The sequence below is a fragment of the Ruminococcus sp. Marseille-P328 genome (assembly GCF_964249465.1).
Lineage (GTDB): Bacteria > Bacillota > Clostridia > Lachnospirales > Lachnospiraceae > Blautia_A > Blautia_A faecis.
In genome coordinates this window covers 111522-127415 of the sequence record NZ_CAXUBQ010000007.1, presented here as the reverse complement: position 1 = coordinate 127415, position 15894 = coordinate 111522, and the positions used below count along the sequence as shown (strand labels likewise).

General features: G+C 40.6%; 19 protein-coding genes. 3 read left to right on the top strand and 16 right to left on the bottom strand.

The genetic code is table 11. The annotated features are described in order from the left end of the window. Positions 1-67: 67 nt before the first annotated feature. Positions 68-310 (top strand): TIGR03905 family TSCPD domain-containing protein, encoded by a 243-nt coding sequence (locus tag ACESTK_RS07135; RefSeq protein ID WP_118577996.1) that lies wholly within the window; start codon positions 68-70, stop codon positions 308-310. 50 nt (positions 311-360) lie between these two features. Here the strand turns inward: ACESTK_RS07135 and ACESTK_RS07130 are convergent, their stop codons facing one another. Beyond that, complete coding sequence (locus ACESTK_RS07130; protein ID WP_118577997.1) at positions 361-1977, bottom strand: MBL fold metallo-hydrolase RNA specificity domain-containing protein; 1617 nt, start codon at positions 1975-1977, stop codon at positions 361-363. A gap of 55 nt (positions 1978-2032) precedes the next feature. Next, positions 2033-2575, bottom strand: coding sequence for a hypothetical protein (locus ACESTK_RS07125; protein WP_187566138.1), 543 nt, complete (start codon positions 2573-2575; stop codon positions 2033-2035). A gap of 120 nt (positions 2576-2695) precedes the next feature. On the opposite strand from ACESTK_RS07125, the gene ACESTK_RS07120 reads away from it, so the two are divergent. Next, positions 2696-3760 carry an undecaprenyldiphospho-muramoylpentapeptide beta-N-acetylglucosaminyltransferase gene (locus tag ACESTK_RS07120; protein ID WP_373119295.1) on the top strand — a complete coding sequence of 355 codons (1065 nt, stop codon included), beginning with the start codon at positions 2696-2698 and terminating at the stop codon, positions 3758-3760. A gap of 48 nt (positions 3761-3808) precedes the next feature. Here ACESTK_RS07120 and ACESTK_RS07115 read toward each other — a convergent pair whose 3' ends face one another. Further along, positions 3809-4336, bottom strand: coding sequence for an RNA polymerase sigma factor (locus ACESTK_RS07115; RefSeq protein WP_118578000.1), 528 nt, complete (start codon positions 4334-4336; stop codon positions 3809-3811). 17 nt (positions 4337-4353) lie between these two features. Further along, positions 4354-4761, bottom strand: coding sequence for an HIT family protein (locus tag ACESTK_RS07110; RefSeq protein ID WP_118578001.1), 408 nt, complete (start codon positions 4759-4761; stop codon positions 4354-4356). A 191-nt stretch (positions 4762-4952) separates the two neighbouring features. On the opposite strand from ACESTK_RS07110, the gene ACESTK_RS07105 reads away from it, so the two are divergent. Next, positions 4953-5642, top strand: a complete 690-nt coding sequence (locus ACESTK_RS07105) for a HAMP domain-containing sensor histidine kinase (RefSeq protein ID WP_173770896.1) — start codon at positions 4953-4955, stop codon at positions 5640-5642. Here the strand turns inward: ACESTK_RS07105 and ACESTK_RS07100 are convergent. The 12 genes from ACESTK_RS07100 to ACESTK_RS07045 form a co-directional block, all read right to left on the bottom strand. Beyond that, positions 5573-6211: a rhomboid family intramembrane serine protease gene (locus ACESTK_RS07100; protein WP_373119293.1), complete on the bottom strand. Its 639-nt coding sequence runs from the start codon at positions 6209-6211 to the stop codon at positions 5573-5575. The two genes, ACESTK_RS07105 and ACESTK_RS07100, sit on opposite strands and share 70 nt — an antisense overlap. 130 nt (positions 6212-6341) lie before the next feature. Then, positions 6342-7796: a DUF6382 domain-containing protein gene (locus ACESTK_RS07095; protein ID WP_118578003.1), complete on the bottom strand. Its 1455-nt coding sequence runs from the start codon at positions 7794-7796 to the stop codon at positions 6342-6344. A gap of 3 nt (positions 7797-7799) precedes the next feature. Next, positions 7800-8234 carry a TadE/TadG family type IV pilus assembly protein gene (locus ACESTK_RS07090; RefSeq protein ID WP_226814859.1) on the bottom strand — a complete coding sequence of 145 codons (435 nt, stop codon included), beginning with the start codon at positions 8232-8234 and terminating at the stop codon, positions 7800-7802. After that, positions 8231-8641 (bottom strand): prepilin peptidase, encoded by a 411-nt coding sequence (locus ACESTK_RS07085; RefSeq protein ID WP_187566134.1) that lies wholly within the window; start codon positions 8639-8641, stop codon positions 8231-8233. Before ACESTK_RS07085 ends, ACESTK_RS07090 begins: the two co-directional genes overlap by 4 nt. A 28-nt stretch (positions 8642-8669) precedes the next feature. Continuing rightward, on the bottom strand, positions 8670-9467 hold the full coding sequence (locus ACESTK_RS07080) for a hypothetical protein (protein ID WP_147422285.1): 798 nt from the start codon (positions 9465-9467) through the stop codon (positions 8670-8672). 80 nt (positions 9468-9547) lie between these two features. After that, the gene (locus ACESTK_RS07075; protein WP_226836624.1) at positions 9548-11047 is read right to left on the bottom strand and encodes a DUF5702 domain-containing protein; all 1500 of its coding nucleotides are present in this window, start codon (positions 11045-11047) and stop codon (positions 9548-9550) included. 44 nt (positions 11048-11091) lie between these two features. Continuing rightward, positions 11092-11271 carry a Flp1 family type IVb pilin gene (locus ACESTK_RS07070; protein ID WP_118578007.1) on the bottom strand — a complete coding sequence of 60 codons (180 nt, stop codon included), beginning with the start codon at positions 11269-11271 and terminating at the stop codon, positions 11092-11094. 79 nt (positions 11272-11350) lie between these two features. Then, the gene (locus ACESTK_RS07065) at positions 11351-12295 is read right to left on the bottom strand and encodes a type II secretion system F family protein (RefSeq protein ID WP_373119290.1); all 945 of its coding nucleotides are present in this window, start codon (positions 12293-12295) and stop codon (positions 11351-11353) included. 75 nt (positions 12296-12370) lie between these two features. Then, the gene (locus ACESTK_RS07060; protein ID WP_173719046.1) at positions 12371-13123 is read right to left on the bottom strand and encodes a type II secretion system F family protein; all 753 of its coding nucleotides are present in this window, start codon (positions 13121-13123) and stop codon (positions 12371-12373) included. Beyond that, a complete protein-coding gene (locus ACESTK_RS07055) occupies positions 13120-14313 on the bottom strand; it encodes a CpaF family protein (protein ID WP_118578010.1) in 1194 nt (397 codons plus the stop codon). Before ACESTK_RS07055 ends, ACESTK_RS07060 begins: the two co-directional genes overlap by 4 nt. Continuing rightward, entirely contained in the window at positions 14310-15323 is a 1014-nt protein-coding gene (locus ACESTK_RS07050) for a hypothetical protein (protein WP_118578011.1), read from the bottom strand. Before ACESTK_RS07050 ends, ACESTK_RS07055 begins: the two co-directional genes overlap by 4 nt. After that, positions 15320-15829, bottom strand: coding sequence for a prepilin peptidase (locus ACESTK_RS07045; RefSeq protein WP_373119288.1), 510 nt, complete (start codon positions 15827-15829; stop codon positions 15320-15322). The genes ACESTK_RS07050 and ACESTK_RS07045 overlap by 4 nt, the downstream gene beginning before the upstream one ends. Between the last annotated feature and the right edge of the window lie 65 nt (positions 15830-15894).

Below are 15894 nucleotides of genomic sequence, written 5' to 3'. Positions count from 1 at the left end.
TTGCTGTTCATAACCTGACCAGCGTTCCTGAGCTCCTGATTTTACATAACGATTGGAGGAAAAAACAATGGAATATAAAACAAAAGGTGTTTGTTCTATGGCAATTCAATATGATATTGATGATGAACAGAAAGTTCACAATGTGAAATTTATTGGTGGATGTTCTGGAAATACACAGGGAGTTGCCAAACTTGTAGAAGGTATGCCGGCGAAAGAAGTAATTGCACGCCTGGAGGGAATCCAGTGTGGACGCAGACCTACTTCATGCCCTGACCAGCTTGCCACTGCTTTAAAAGAAGCGATTTCATAATTACTTCCCCGGGATTTTTGTCCCGGGGATTTTTTTTCAGACTGTAACACTTACCCATCAGTTCTGTCCCATTTATCACATAAAGATTGGACATCCCTTGAAAACTTCTCCAGATCTTTGTTTGCACAGCCCTCGTTTTTGCGTATGACGGAAAGCAGTCTGTATCCAAGCGCAAGCAGCTTTTCGTATACCTTTGCAGCCTTAGATGCTTTTTGTAACGCAGCAGGCTTCTGTATCTTAACGCCCTCTGCCTCGTACAGAAATTCGCCTTCAGCCAGATCAAATTCTGTTCCACTGAATGGCGCATATGCATCATAGTTCATCTCATCACGCAGTCTTGCAGCAAACAGTTCTGTCACAGTATCCTCGCCATGAGTAACAAACACTTTCTGAGGCTTTACTTCAAATGCTTTTATCCAGTCAACCAGACCATTTACATCTGCATGGCCACTGATTCCCGGCATACGGCAGATTTTTGCTGCAACATGCACCGGTTCACCAAAGAGTTTTATTTCCTGAGTTCCTTCCAAAAGGGCGCGTCCCGGAGTTCCAACAGCCTGATAGCCCACAAAAAGAATGGTGCTGTCCTCCCGCCACAGATTATGTTTCAGGTGATGTTTAATTCTTCCTGCATCACACATTCCACTGGCAGAAATAATCACCTTACAGTCATCATCGAAATTGATTGCTTTTGAGTCTTCACTTGTTACGGATATCTTCAAACCAGGAAAGCTAAGAGGATTGATTCCTTTTCGAATAAGTTCCAGAGCCTCGTCATCAAAACAATCATATTTATGAATACCGAAAATATTTGTTGCTTCATTTGCAAGAGGGCTATCTACAAACACTTTAAAATTATCATGCCCGTGAATAAGGCCTTCTGCTTTTATCTGTCTGATAAAATACAGCATCTCCTGCGTTCTTCCCACTGCAAAAGAGGGAATTACCACATTACCGCCCCGGTCAAAGGTCTCCTGAATGACATCTGCCAGAAGGCGCACATAATCTGGTCTCTCTCCGTGGCTCCGGTCTCCGTATGTAGATTCCATTACCACGTAGTCTGCTTTTCTAAAATAGGCAGGGTCTTTTATAAGCGGCTGATTTTTGTTTCCTATATCTCCCGAAAATACAATTGTTTTTTCAACTCCAGCTTCACAGATATTCACCTCAATACTGCTTGATCCAAGAAGGTGACCTGCATCAATAAACTTTACTCTCAGCCCCTCGCCAAGAATTATTCCAGTCTCATATGGACAGCCTACAAAATTACGAATAACCCCTAATGCATCCTCCATGGTATAAGCTGGAACAAATTCAGGCTTCCCCTGACGTTTTGCCTTGCGGTTACGCCATTCTGCCTCAAACATCTGGATATGGGCACTGTCACGGAGCATAATATCGCAAAGATTACAGGTTGCCTCTGTGGCATATACAGGTCCTTTAAAGCCTTTTGCGTAAATAGCAGGAAGATTTCCGGAATGATCCATGTGTGCATGTGTTAAAAGCACAAAATCTAATTCTCCCGGAGGCACAGGAATATCTTTATTTTCATAATAATCAGGTCCCTGTTCCATTCCACAGTCTACAAGAAACTTTTTTCCTGCTGCTTCCAGGTAATAGCAGCTCCCGGTAACTTCATGTGTTGCTCCAATAAAAGTGATCTTCATACAGATTCCCCCTTTTACCCGAACTCTTACTTATATTACATATATTTTTCTGTTTTTATGGCATAACATCTTCACTATTTATAATATGCTGAACAGAGCTGACAAATTTCGCTGAATCAGCCTGGCTTGCCATACTTCCGGCAAGAATACCGATTGCAGCAAGAACTGCAATCCCTGCTGCCTTTCCATATTTGTACCAGGGTTTATTTTCTTCTTTTTCAAACTGACGTAGCTTATCAGAAAATCCTGCAATAAAATCAATTTCCTCAGCTGAACTTTCTGTTGATTGAGCATCTTTTAAATTTTCCTCTTTGGACGCCTCGTTCCGGAATCCTGGAAACTTCACTATTTCAGCAGTCTTTGTATCATTATTCATAGCTTTTGCAGAATTGGCCTCATTTATTTTATCTTCATCCAGTTTGCCTTCTGCTTTCATTTTCTTTAAAAACTGCTGATACGCCTCATCCAGTTCCTCATCCGAAATCTCAAAATCATTTGCAGCATTTCCAAGAAGACTTTCTTCTATCATTTTTGCTTCTTTGATCATTTCAGTTTCTAACAGACTGTCGGTTTTCTCTCCTATCTTTTTTTTGTTCATTTTTTTCTCCCAGATTTTTTTCTTTTCTTGACAATTCCCTTTTAGGGGTTCATATTTATTAAATAGGTCGCTATTCACAAAGTGAACTGTAACTATTAAACACTTATTCAGGAGGATCCTATGAAGCATATTATCCTTACCGGCGGTGGTACTGCCGGACATGTTACCCCGAATATTGCTCTGATTCCCGCTTTACAGGAAAAAGGTTATAAAATTTCTTACATCGGCTCCTACAATGGTATTGAAAAACAGCTTATTGAGGAGCTTGGTATTCCTTACTATGGAATTGCTTCCGGTAAATTAAGACGATATTTTGATTTGAAAAACTTTTCAGATCCATTTCGCGTTATAAAAGGCTATTTTCAGGCTAAAAGTCTTATGAAAAAATTAAAGCCTGATGTAGTATTTTCCAAAGGTGGCTTCGTAACAGTACCAGTGGTAATTGCCGCAGGCAAACGCCACATTCCGGCAATCATTCATGAATCTGATATGACTCCGGGACTTGCTAATAAGCTTTGCCTTTCTTCCGCCACAAAAGTCTGCTGTAACTTTCCAGAAACTGTAAATAATCTTCCAAAAGATAAGGCAGTTCTTACAGGTACTCCTATTCGTCAGGAGCTTCTCCATGGTAATAAAGAACACGCTCGCGCATATTGTGGTTTTACTTCAGATAAACCAGTTCTTTTGGTAATTGGCGGCAGTCTGGGTGCTGCTTCTGTAAACGAAAATGTACGAAAAATTCTTCCTGAACTGCTGAAAGAATTCCAGGTTATTCATATTTGTGGCAAGGGAAAAACGGATGAAAGTATCCAGCTGACAGGTTATGTCCAATATGAATATGTTCAGGAACAGCTTCCTGACATGTTTGCATTGGCAGATGTAGTAATCTCCCGTGCAGGAGCTAATGCTATCTGTGAACTTGCCGCACTTTCAAAGCCAAATCTCTTAATTCCATTGTCCGCAAAGGCAAGCCGCGGTGATCAGATTCTCAATGCCCGCTCCTTCGAGTGCCAGGGTTACAGTATGGTACTGGAGGAGGAAGAGATTACAGAAGCGTCTCTCTTAGAGGCAATCCGCAAACTCTATCAGGAACGTGATAAATATATTGCGGCTATGTCGGCAGGCAAAAACTTAAATTCTATTCAGCATATTGTGAATCTCATTGAAGAATGTATTCATTCCTGATTTTACACTGCATACCTCTGTTATTTAACAGAGGTATGCTTTTTAATTTTACTCTTTTTCCAGTCTTAAAATTTCTGCTAAAAGCCATTTTCTGGCTCTAAGTACTCTGTTATTTACATTATTTCTTGTATAGCCAAATTCGCGCGCTACTTCTTCAGTAGATACACCTTCCATTACAACTCGCATAAAAATCATATAGTTAATTAAATTTTTCCGTCGCAGGCCTTCAAATGCCATTGATAAATATTTCTGTTTTTCCAGCCCCAGTAATGCCGCTTCTGCGCTTTCTGTAGTACGATACTGCAATTCAGCCACATCATTGTCAAACATTACTTCCCGCTTTACATATGATTTTCTCAGGTAGTCCCTTCCTTTATTGGTTGTTTTCCATACCACCAATGCGTGAAGCTTTTCTTCGCTGGAAGCATCCAGTCTCTCTTTTATTTCGTAAAAGTATGAAAATACCTCCTGTGTAACATCCTCGGCTGTAAAACGGCTTTGTACAATTCCATTTGCGATTTTAACAGAGACTTTATAATACCGTCTGTAAAATGTGTTAAATTCTTCGCTATTCATCTTGTGTACCCCGTTTTCTAGCAGCTTTTCAATTTCTCCAGGATTTCATTTTTCACCTCATCCGTTAAAGTTCCAGGTTTCCAGGTAATTCCCACCTGATCTCCTTCATATCTCGGAATCAGATGCATATGAAAATGAAAAACAGTCTGTCCTGCCGGTTCGCCATTATTTTGTACAATGTTAAAACCATCGCACTTTAACGCCTCGGTCATTTTTGTGGCCATTTTCTTTGCCAGAATCATTGCTTTCGCAGCCATATCATCTGATATCTCATAGATATTAGCCGCATGCGCTTTCGGCAAGATCAAGGCATGTCCTTTACTTGCAGGACCCAGATCCAGAATTACTCTGAAGTCTTCATCTTCATACAATGTTGCTGATGGAATCTCTCCGTTTGCAATTTTGCAAAAAATACAATCACTCATAGTCTTATCCTCCCAAATAGAATATATAAATTATACGTCTAATAATAGCGAAAATCACATTTTTTTCCAAAATTTTTTAAAAAATTTTTGGAACAGTATTTTTTATCTCTGTCGAATAATCTCGATTTTTTAAGTACGATTTTGTTTGTCATTTGTCCACTTCAATGATACACTTCACTTGAGGTGAGCTTATGAAAAATAATTTAATCTTAAACAAAAAACAGGATGAATTTCATCTGATACTATCACGATTTTCCCATGAGATACGCAATCCCATAGCACTTATTAACAGTGAGATTCAGATGATTGAAGACACACATCCTGAAGTTGTCTCATTTGATTACTGGAATGATATTACAGCTAATCTGGAGTATACCAAAGAATTGTTAAATAATCTTTCGGATTACAATAATGCCCATAAACTTGAACGGAAAAGAACTGCTTTTACTGCCTATCTTAAGGAAATTATTTCCAGTATCCAGCCCACTTACCAGTACCTGGGCATTACCTTAAAAACTGATATTTCGCCCTCACTGCCTGCCCTCTTTATTGATCCCGTTAAATTAAAGCAGGCTTTACTGAATCTGCTCAGAAATGCAGCAGAAGCAATTTCCTGTGCTGATGGAAAAGTAAAATTATGTGCTTTTTCCAGTGACCAAAGGGTACATATTGTCATAACTGACAATGGATGCGGCATACCGGAATCACAGCTGAATGAAATTTTCACTCCATTTGTAACATTCAAAGAGGGTGGAACCGGACTGGGGCTGGCAATCACCAGAGAGATCATCCAGGCTCACAGCGGAAACATTTATGCAGAAATTGAATCCGATGGGGAAACATCCTTCCACATTGTTCTGCCAGAAAAATTTCCCGGATGATAAAGAACTGCCGCCAGGATAAATCCACAAACCATGCCGCCAACATGGGCTGCATTATCTACACCAGTACTTGTAAAACCGAAATACAATGAGAATCCGGCCATGATCATCATCTGTCGTACGGAAATATCCTGAATTCTTCCATGATTTCGAATAACTACATAGAGCATTGCTCCCATTACTGCAAAAACGGCACCAGAAGCACCAGCTGACACGGCGTAATCCGCTGATTTCATTTCCATAATAAAAGAAAAAATATTTCCACCAAGACCGCCAAGAAGGTAAATTAAAATAAATTTAATCTTCCCTACAACCGGTTCCAGGCGCTGTCCCAGTACAAAAAGGACAAGCATATTATTGGCAATATGATAAATTCCAAAATGCAGAAACATACAGGTAAATAACCTGTATATCTCTCCATTTTCAAGAATTAGCGGTGGATAGGCGGCTCCACATTCAATCATGTGAGCAGTATTTTCTGATCCGCCGGTAAAATCAACAACAAGAAATATCAATATATTCAGAAGTATAAAAAGAACCGTCATTGGTTCTTTTTTTATTTCTTCCACGCCATCACCTCGATATTTTCAGTCTACTTTCAATACTGTTTTCGTTACTTTCTGATAATAGAATAAGTATAGCACAATTTCTCTGATACCTCAACAGATCAGACCCGGTAAATTTTTAAAATCTGTTATTTTATTTCAGAAACACATACCTGGCCTGCGCAAAGTCTATCTGATCCTGATCCTGAAGGCAATATTCCTCATCCCCTTTTAAAATTTTGCCATTTACAGATGTTCCATTGCGTGAATTCAAATCCGTAAGATAATATTCTCCCTCCCGTTTCCGTATCTTCGCGTGTATCCGGCTTACTGTAGGAAGTTCGATCACCGCATCCGCTGCATTCTCCATTTTTCCAATTACCGTAAGTTCATTCTGAAGATAAATCGTAGCAAGTTCACCAGGTTCACGGCTTACAAGAGTTGCCGGTCCAGTAACAATATTCGCAGATAAAACCACTGTTTCGCCGCAATTTTTTTGTGATATTGATATTTTTTCTTTTTGGTGCAATACTTCTGCTGTATTTTGCATTGAAGTCGTGTTTCTTTCAATGCTATCTTTAAAGTTCACCTTATCTTTTCCTGAGTCTTCACTCACTTTTTTATTTTCTCTTTTATTCTGTATTTCCAGATGTCCCTTTTTCTCATGTCTGATGCAATTCTTATTCTTTATAACGGACACACCCCAGGTACACAACATTCCAATTACCATAATCCCAGCTGCCACTCCCAGAATAACCTGCATAGATACCCTCGGCAGATACCCCAGTGTTTCTGCGGCCACAACCACCAGTGCAAAAAATCCAGCTGCTACACACCAAATCAAAAATCCTTTAGACGTACCCCCAACATCTTTTTTCTTTTTTTCAGATAATTCTTCCTCCCAAAGCAACTCTTCCAGATGTTCTTCCTGAGGCTTTTCCTCTTTTGACTCCCCATAATTTTCAAACAGATCAATTTTCTCACTGCCATCTGAATTACACCTTTTCTCTGTCATAGTGCCTGATTCCTGCAAAATTGAGGAACCAACTGTTTTTTCTATTTCCTCTCTATCCTGATAAAGTTCCTTTTTTATATATTCCAAATGAAAACTGTCTTCCAAAGCTCTTCTGTATATTCCATACCCAAGCATTACAGCCTTTGAGTCTTCATGATCCAGAATCGGAAGAATATACTCTGTCAGTTCCTGAAATTTCTGTCTCACATCTTCATCATATCCAGGAAGATAACAAAAATAGATCTGTCTCTTTTCCACATCTACATACATATACTCTGGCTTCAATACTAACCTGCATGGATTCAGCAAATATTCTGACATATCTTCCATCACCTGCACAAATCCCCCCAGGATCATCTGAAGATCTTCGTAACCCATTTTCTTTTCTTCATAAAGAGAAAGCAAAGACTGTTTGGAGGTAATGTCATAACACACCATAAACTGTCCATCAACTCCCTGCACTCTGCATTTTAGAATAGATGGAATCGAATTGCCAACCAGCATTCTCATCTGATAAGAAGAAGTATCTGGTTCTTCATTTTCATACAGCACAAGATAATTTCCATTTATATCTCTTTTATATTCTGATTTCATTTTTTACCCCTTCAGCTTATTTGACACTTCAGAAAGTCCCTTTACTTTTCGGATCCAGGTTACCGGTTTTATTACTTTTACACTTCCCTTTACCTGCAAATGACTGTTAAATCCTCCATATACGGAAAACATATCAAGATCATACGTTACCTGCACTTTTTTTCCTTCGCTGACCTGAAGTTTCAGGTTTTTGCTTTCATAAAATCCGGTGTTCCCAAGTTCTTTTCCTTTTTTTAATGCTTTATCACGACTTTTCCCTTCTGGCCGTGCCGTTTCCATACTGCCGTCAAGAGCTGCTTCGTAAGCCGCGGCTGTGAGCCAGACCTTATTATGTACATAAAAAAACAAATACAAAGTTATCATCACAACCAGCAAAAGCAACGGCATTAAAAGTGCTGCTTCTATTGTCATGCTTCCCTTTTTTATTCTCTTTTTCAATAAATTAAACCTCCAATATATCCCAACATAAGGAATGGAACGAAAGGCATCTCAGTCTTTTTCCCTTTGCCTGACAGAAATAACACCACAATTCCCCAAAAACAGCAGCAAAAAAGTCCCAATAAAAATGCTGACAAAAGTTCCTCAAAAGGCAGTACTGTCCCAAGCGACAGAAATAAAAGACCATCTCCCATCCCGACAGCGCCTTTCGAGATGATACTGAGCCCGATCACAGCGGCCCCCATACAGACATTCCATACCAGATTCACACTCACAGTTCCAAGAAAACATGCTCTTACCATTCCCACAATTCCAAATACACCAATTGACAAAAGTGAAACTTCTCTTGTGTGTATATCTTTCCAACTGTTAATTCCAAGAAATGCAAGAATACAAATTCGTTCCATTATTTTATTCCCCTTCCATTTCTTCTTGTTAACCACATCGTTTACATGCATGCAGATTACCAGCTTCCGACTCTTTTACCAGACGTACGGACCTTTTTAAGCCGCTGCAATTTTTGTCATTATGATAACGGTTTCCAGATTTTGTGATATAAACTGTACTTCCTGGAGCTTGCCCTCTACTGCAGCTTTCACATGCATGATATTTCTCTCCATTTTCATTTCGTTTGGAAGAAACATTTCCACCCGACACTTTAGTAACCGACAAATTAAGGTGACTGCAATTCAGCTTTTTGTGATACACCGAACCTGAAACCGTTACATACACCATATTTTCCGGTTTTTTATTCTCTTCACTATTCCCATTTCCTCTGTCCGCGCCAGTCCAGGCATGAACCCTCACCTTGTTATACTGCCATTTAGCCGGAAGCGGTATCAATCCGCCAATTGGCTTGTATTTGTAAACATCAGGAAGCGTAATTTCTTCTACTCCGTCGCCTCCCACCACATACGCATACATTCCGGCTTCCTTTGCACTCTGGCACAGTTTGCTCAAGTGTTCCGTCTGAATTCTGTATACATCCATAAAATGTATCATTGTCACCATTCCAAAGAAAAAGAGTGGAAGGGCAAAGGCCGCTTCTATCGTGAGACTGGCTTTTTTTACCTGCTCTTTTATTTCTTTCCCAAAGGCGCACAAAGACACTTTTCCGAAAAGACTTCTGGCAGAAAACGGGGACTTTCTGACAGACCGGATTCCCAGAGAACTCTTCCTTCTTGTTCTGCTCCTTAGAGCCTGTATATCTTTTCTCTTTTTTCTTTTAATCAATTTTCCATCTCCTTTCCGGGAAAGCATCCTTCTGCGCCTTTCTTATATAGTAATATGGCAAAAGACAATCTATTTTCCAGCTAAATATAGTGATATTCCCGCGTTACGGTAAACACTTTTCTTTTATTTGCCTTTACATCCACAGAAGCCTCCAGTGCAGTAATGCAATGATCCAGACAAAATTCATTCCAGTCTTCCATCTCCCGAAACGAACTTTCAATCATATCCATACCCCCTTTAACTTTTTGCGCCTTTGAAGTTGTCAATAAAAATATCTGCAAATAATCCTCATAGGATAACCCGTTTACATCGTTTTGCCTGTCCGTATCCAGCTTATCTACCAATGCCGGTAGCCCCTGCAGCGACAGCTGCCAGTTAGAGGCATTCTTAGTTAAAGGCACTTTTCCGCCGGCAAATAGCTCTCTTACATCCAGAATACTTTCAGCAAAAGCCCAGCATAGGATCAGCGCACCTTCAATCACCACAACTGCCGGTGGAATAAGAAATGCGGCTGCAATTGCCGCTGCCATGGCATGAATCTGCCCCATCATAAGCGCATCTGAAACCAGATATGCAACATTAAGTCCTTCCCGAACCATCAAAAGTTTTTTCGCTACATCTTTCAAATTTGCCTCATCACTGTTTTTCTTTCCAATAATGTACTCAATCTGATAGCTTAAGCCGCTCTTTCCTGGTTCTATATAGTTTCCCAGTTTTTCCATAAGATATTGCTGATACAAAACCTGGGAAAGCATACTTCCATCTGCTTTTACGGAATCCTCCATTGCCAATCCTGTTTCAAGTTTTCTTCCTGAAACCAATTCTTTAGTTTTTACCTTTTTGTCAGAAACTTCTTTTCCAAAAGGGAGAACCAGATCCAGAAGTCCCATTTTTCGTACTTTTCGAATTACTGGAATAGGATTTTCAACTTTTGCAGGAGGATTCTTTTCTGTCACAGACGGAAGCATTTTCCCATCTGTAAACCCATCCTGCCCATTCTGCTGTTCCTGTTTCTTTTTTTCTTCCAGCAAAGCCTGACTTTTTTGTTGTGCAGTATCCATTTCACTTTCATAATTTTCAATGGTTCCTTTACTTTCTATCTCATTGCCTTGTCGCTCCGCTTCAATTGTCTTTTTCTGCATATCTTGAATTTTGTTTAAAAGGAGCTTTGCCCCATGGCTTCCAAGAGTTTCTTTCATGTATTGGACTGCCTGCTGATAAAAGACTTCACCTTCTGAATCTGTCATCAGAAGATAACCGGAAATGCCACCCTGCTGTACTGACAATTTCTGACTATTTTGCTTCATCACAGGCTTCATATAAGATTCCAGATTATCATATATAGAGGCCAGATTCATTTCCTTTCCCCCACAGGCTCCGTCAACAGCGAACAAGTCAAAATCCTTTAAAAGGGACTTGTCATATTGTCCAAATAAAGAATACAGTCCAATATCCATCCCATTCAAAATCTGAGTTCTGGCCGCAGCCATTCTTGCTGACTCGAGTCCTGAGCTCAGCAGGGACAGAATAAGTCCAAGGGTTAAGGCCAGAAAAACAGTAATACTTCCTCTTTTTACCATGGCGCACCTCTCCTTTTCAAATCATTTTGTTAGTTGGAAATCATTTAAATAGAATTACTTTGCTTTGTGATCTTTGACAGAATATTCTTCACAAGACTGGTCAACTGGTCTTTAAAAATCATGACCAGTGCAATAAGAACTACAAGGATCAGAATAATTTCCACAACGCCTACAGCATCTTCTTCCCACAAAAATTCTCTCATCAGTCTGCGCAGTTCGCTCATATTTCTCACCTCCCTCAGCCTGAAAAATTTCCTTTGGCACTTTTCTTTTTAAATATGAAAATCGGCCTCCGGATTGGATTTATCCATAAAAGGACAGACAGGCCGGCAGCATAACAATAGCCATTACAACGCCCAGCATCAGTATCATTGGAAATAACAATTTGGTAGTTGCCGTTTCTCCTTGAACTTTTGCTTTTCTTTTCCTGTCATCCCAGGCTTCCACAGATTCTTTTTCCAGCATTTCTCCCATATGACGGCTGCCCTTCTGAAGATTCTGGATCAATAATGTTGCAAATGTTTTATACTTTACATGTCCGCACCTTTCACCAAAGCGGCGATAGGCTTCCATTTCTGAAATTCCACTCTCCATTTCATGGCAGGCAGTAACAATCTCTTCATATGCAATACGTTTTTCATTTTTGTTTTTATAATCCGAAGCCATCTTCCTAAACGTATTTCGAACAGTCATTCCAGCCTGCACCAACAAGGTGAACTTCATGATCAGTCCCGGATAGTCCATCATCAGTTCTTCATATCTTTTCGTTCTGGCTTTCTGCTCTTCTCGCGCAATTATAACAATCATGACAAATGCTGCTGCAAGAAAAATTGCTGCCAACATGTTTCCGGTAGTATCATAAGGTATTTTCCACTCCAGTTTTCTTCCTTCCCAGTCAGATGGAAGATAATAATACTCAGAGTCTTCCAGTTCGCTGTTATAATTTGCTACAAATTCCAAAAGCTTCTGTTCTTCGTCTTCCTCTTTCGTCAACACTTCCGGCTGCCCGGTATCTTCCTTTTCCAGTTCTTTTTCCGGGATCTGTACATAGACACTGCCTGTTTCTTCTCCTTCCACGGATACCATAAATTTTTCTTCATAAGCATTTTCCTCCTTTTTCAACTCATAACCGTCTTCAAATACCTGTCCGCCACCTTTTGTCCAAGTCAGCAGTCCTCCTGTTATATTTCCTGCCAGAGCAACCACAAGAAACATCTTTCTGCCTTTTACCGTACCAATGTTTTCCACATGGATCCAACCTAAAGTACTGCATACGGTCAAAAGCAATAATATAACAAAAATGACAATATGGAGCCACATCAACTACACCTCGATTTCCACAATTCTTTTCCCCATCCAGTAAGCAGCTCCATATACTGTAAGACAGACTGTCATTGCACAGATTCCAAATGGATTTCCGTAGAGAATATCCAGAAATCCCGGTGATGCCAGCTGCAGATAAAGAATAATTCCTGCCGGCATAAGACTCATGATCATCTGTTCCGACTTCTTCGCAGCCAGAGTCGCTTCAATTTCTTTTTTTACATCAATCTTATCGCCCAGCATTCGAGCCACTTTCTGAATTACATTTCCAAGATCACCACCGCTTCTTTTTGCTGTATACAAAACTGAAGCAAAGTTTTCAATATCCTCAACCTTACAGCGCTGCCCAAGATCCAGAAATAATTCTTCTACCGGCACACTCACTCTCTGTTGTGTCTCTATATAACGAAATTCAGCTACAATATCTTCATTCTTCGGATATAGCTGCTCTAGATCACGCACACAGGCAGAAACTGCATTTTCCACAGAATATCCAGCCTGTACCGCCACACTCATAGAATTCAATGCATCCCGAAACTGATAATTAAGGCGCCGTTTTCTTTCTCTGATCATCTGTTTCTTCTTCCACTTCAGAAAGAACACAGAAACCGGAACCACAAGTAACATTACCCAAGGTGTTTGATAGAACAAATAATCTACAGCACCACACAATGCTGCACTTTCTCCTATATATTTTAAAATTTCTTTCTGAGAATATCTGTATTTTCCATAATCAACTTTCTGCCTGATCATAATTTCACCCCCGCCCGTTCCAGTTTTTCTCTGTGCAGGAGAGGCTCCACAGGCACCAGACCACACCCATCCTGCCATTGATACAATGGTTGTATCCTGATTTCACCATCCGCATACGCACATACTTCTGAAACTTCCAGAAGTTTTCTTGATTTATCGCGCATACGTCCCAGATGCACCAGAATATCTACGCCAGAGGCGATCTGCCTTCTTACCGCCTGAAGCGGCAGATCCAGTTCCGCCATCAATGTCATTATTTCCAGTCTGGCCAGCATATCACGGCAACTGTTTGCATGAGCTGTTCCAAGACTGCCTTCATGCCCGGTGTTCAGTGCCTGAAGCATATCCATAGCTTCCCCACCCCGTACTTCTCCTACGATTATTCGATCCGGTCTCATACGAAGTGCAGACTTAATAAGATCTCTTATACTTACTCCCGGTGCTCCGTTTATGGTCGCTGTCCGGGCTTCAAGGCGCACCAGATTTGCAATCCCTTGAAGCTTCAGTTCTGCATTGTCCTCAATAGTGATAATCCGTTCATCTTTTGGTATGTACTCTGACAAAGCCCCCAGGAATGTGGTCTTCCCACTTCCCGTTCCTCCGCCAATTACAATTGAATACCGGGCCCTTACCAGTTTTTCCAAAAAGGACGCGCACTCTGGAGTTATACTTCCCAGTTCAATCAGCTTTTCCATTGTAATTGGAGTATCCGGAAAACGTCTTATTGTCAGAATTGGACCATTTAATGCTACCGGAGCCACAACCACATTGACTCTGGCGCCATTTTCCAGTCTGGCATCTACTATAGGAGATGATTCATTCACAATGCGATTGCATTTTCCCACTATCTGTTGTATCACATCCTCCAGCTTTTCCTGATCTGTAAAAGACTTCGGCCACCTTGTCAGTTTTCCTTTTCGTTCTACAAAAATAGAATCCGGACCATTCACCATAATCTCAGTTACAGTTTCATCTTCGATCAATTCCTGTAATACATCAAGCTTCCTGACGGAATAAAACAGTTCCTGGCGAAGCTGCACTTTTTCTTTCAGGCTCACTCCTGATTCCCGCAGAGTGTTTACGATCAGCTCATCAATCGTTTCCAGAATTTCCTGGTCTGTAAGTTCCCGGTAAACATCCAGCTTCTCCATGAGCATTTGTCTCAGTTTGCGAAAGATTTCCTGACTCATTCCTTTTCCTTTCTCAGAATTTCCCTGACATAATCTCCAAGTTCACTCCACAGCAGCCCTTCAATATAATTCTCCGGTGCCACGTTTCCTCCATGAAAAGGCGGGCGTACCTTTACAGTTCTGGTAAGAATCTGCGGATAATCCCAGATTCTTATCAGGTTTTCGAATTGGGCAATCTTGGATATGGATACCGGATCAGACAGCACTGGCATATAAATTCTCCGGCACATATCCAGAACTTGAAAAGTCCCATCTACAGCCCCTCCAATATCCAGAATCACAAATTCGTAATTACTGTGAAGTACAATCTCCTGTATCAGTTTTTCCCAGTCTTCCCATGCAGTTCCTCGTATGTCCTCTGGCGTACGTACAGGCGGAATGAAATCCAGATTGTTTATTGTCTGTACCATACTGTTCATCTTATAAATCAGATTTCCATTTTCCTGCCGTACAAAATAAAGAAGATCACTTAAATTCTGTGCGAACCCTTTTCCCAACATTTCTTCAAAGCCGGAGTATTCCTCCAGATTCAGATAAAGAACAGCTCTTTCTTTTGCCAGAATCTGTCCTAATGTAAGTGCAAACGATGTTTTCAGGCAGCGCCCCAAAGGAGAATATACTGCATAAATTTCCGTGGTCTTTTTCAGTACAGGAAAAACAGCCGGAGCTACTGCTTTCTCGGCTCCGTAACACGCCATCACTTCCCGCACAACATCTGAAGAGGCCTGATATTTATACACACTTGGATAACGGTCCAGATCCGGTGGGTGCACGCCTTCCGAAAGTATAACAATTTTACCAATTTCCAATTCCTGCACCTGACGGCACATAGCCTTCTGGGAAATCAGCAGCAACTCTATGTGATTCATTTTCCCATAGGCGATCAGACTCTCTACGTTGGTAAATGCCTGAATCTCAAATGGGATATTTTTCTTATGATTAAGATAATCCATAAAATTCAAGGCATAATCCACCTCAAGATCACAGACAGCAAAAATATTCTTCTTCAATAGACACCTCCCGCATAAAGCAATGCACTTAAAAATATAGGAACTGTGAAATGAAAGTTTTCCAACGGCATACCGCTTTTGTAATAGGGTTCTCTTTTTCCTGTTTTGAAATAAACACTGATGTAATGTAATAAGTAAAGAATTCGCTGGCAGACAATGCCGCTTGAAATCATAAGAGCAGCTGATATGACAGCTCCAATCAGAAAGGAATAGGAAATGCAATTGAGAATTTTCGTCGGTCCGATCATGCTTCCAATAACACTCAAGAGCTTGATGTCTCCGGCTCCCAGCATTCTGAATATGAATAAAATCCCCAGAATCAGTATCGGTACCAGCAGACCGCATATCCAAGATCCGAGACTGCTAACATCCATTTTCCATATTCGCGTAAACAAACTGACCAATACACAAAAAAGCAGCCAGCCATTGTCTACCTTCGCTCTCTGAATATCCATCAGAGCGGCGCAGCCTGCCGCTATAGCAGGAAATATTCTGCAAAAAAGCATAGACGTACCATCCCTTCTTTTACATAGGTTTACTAATAACAGGAGGCTATCTTGAAGTATTTTAG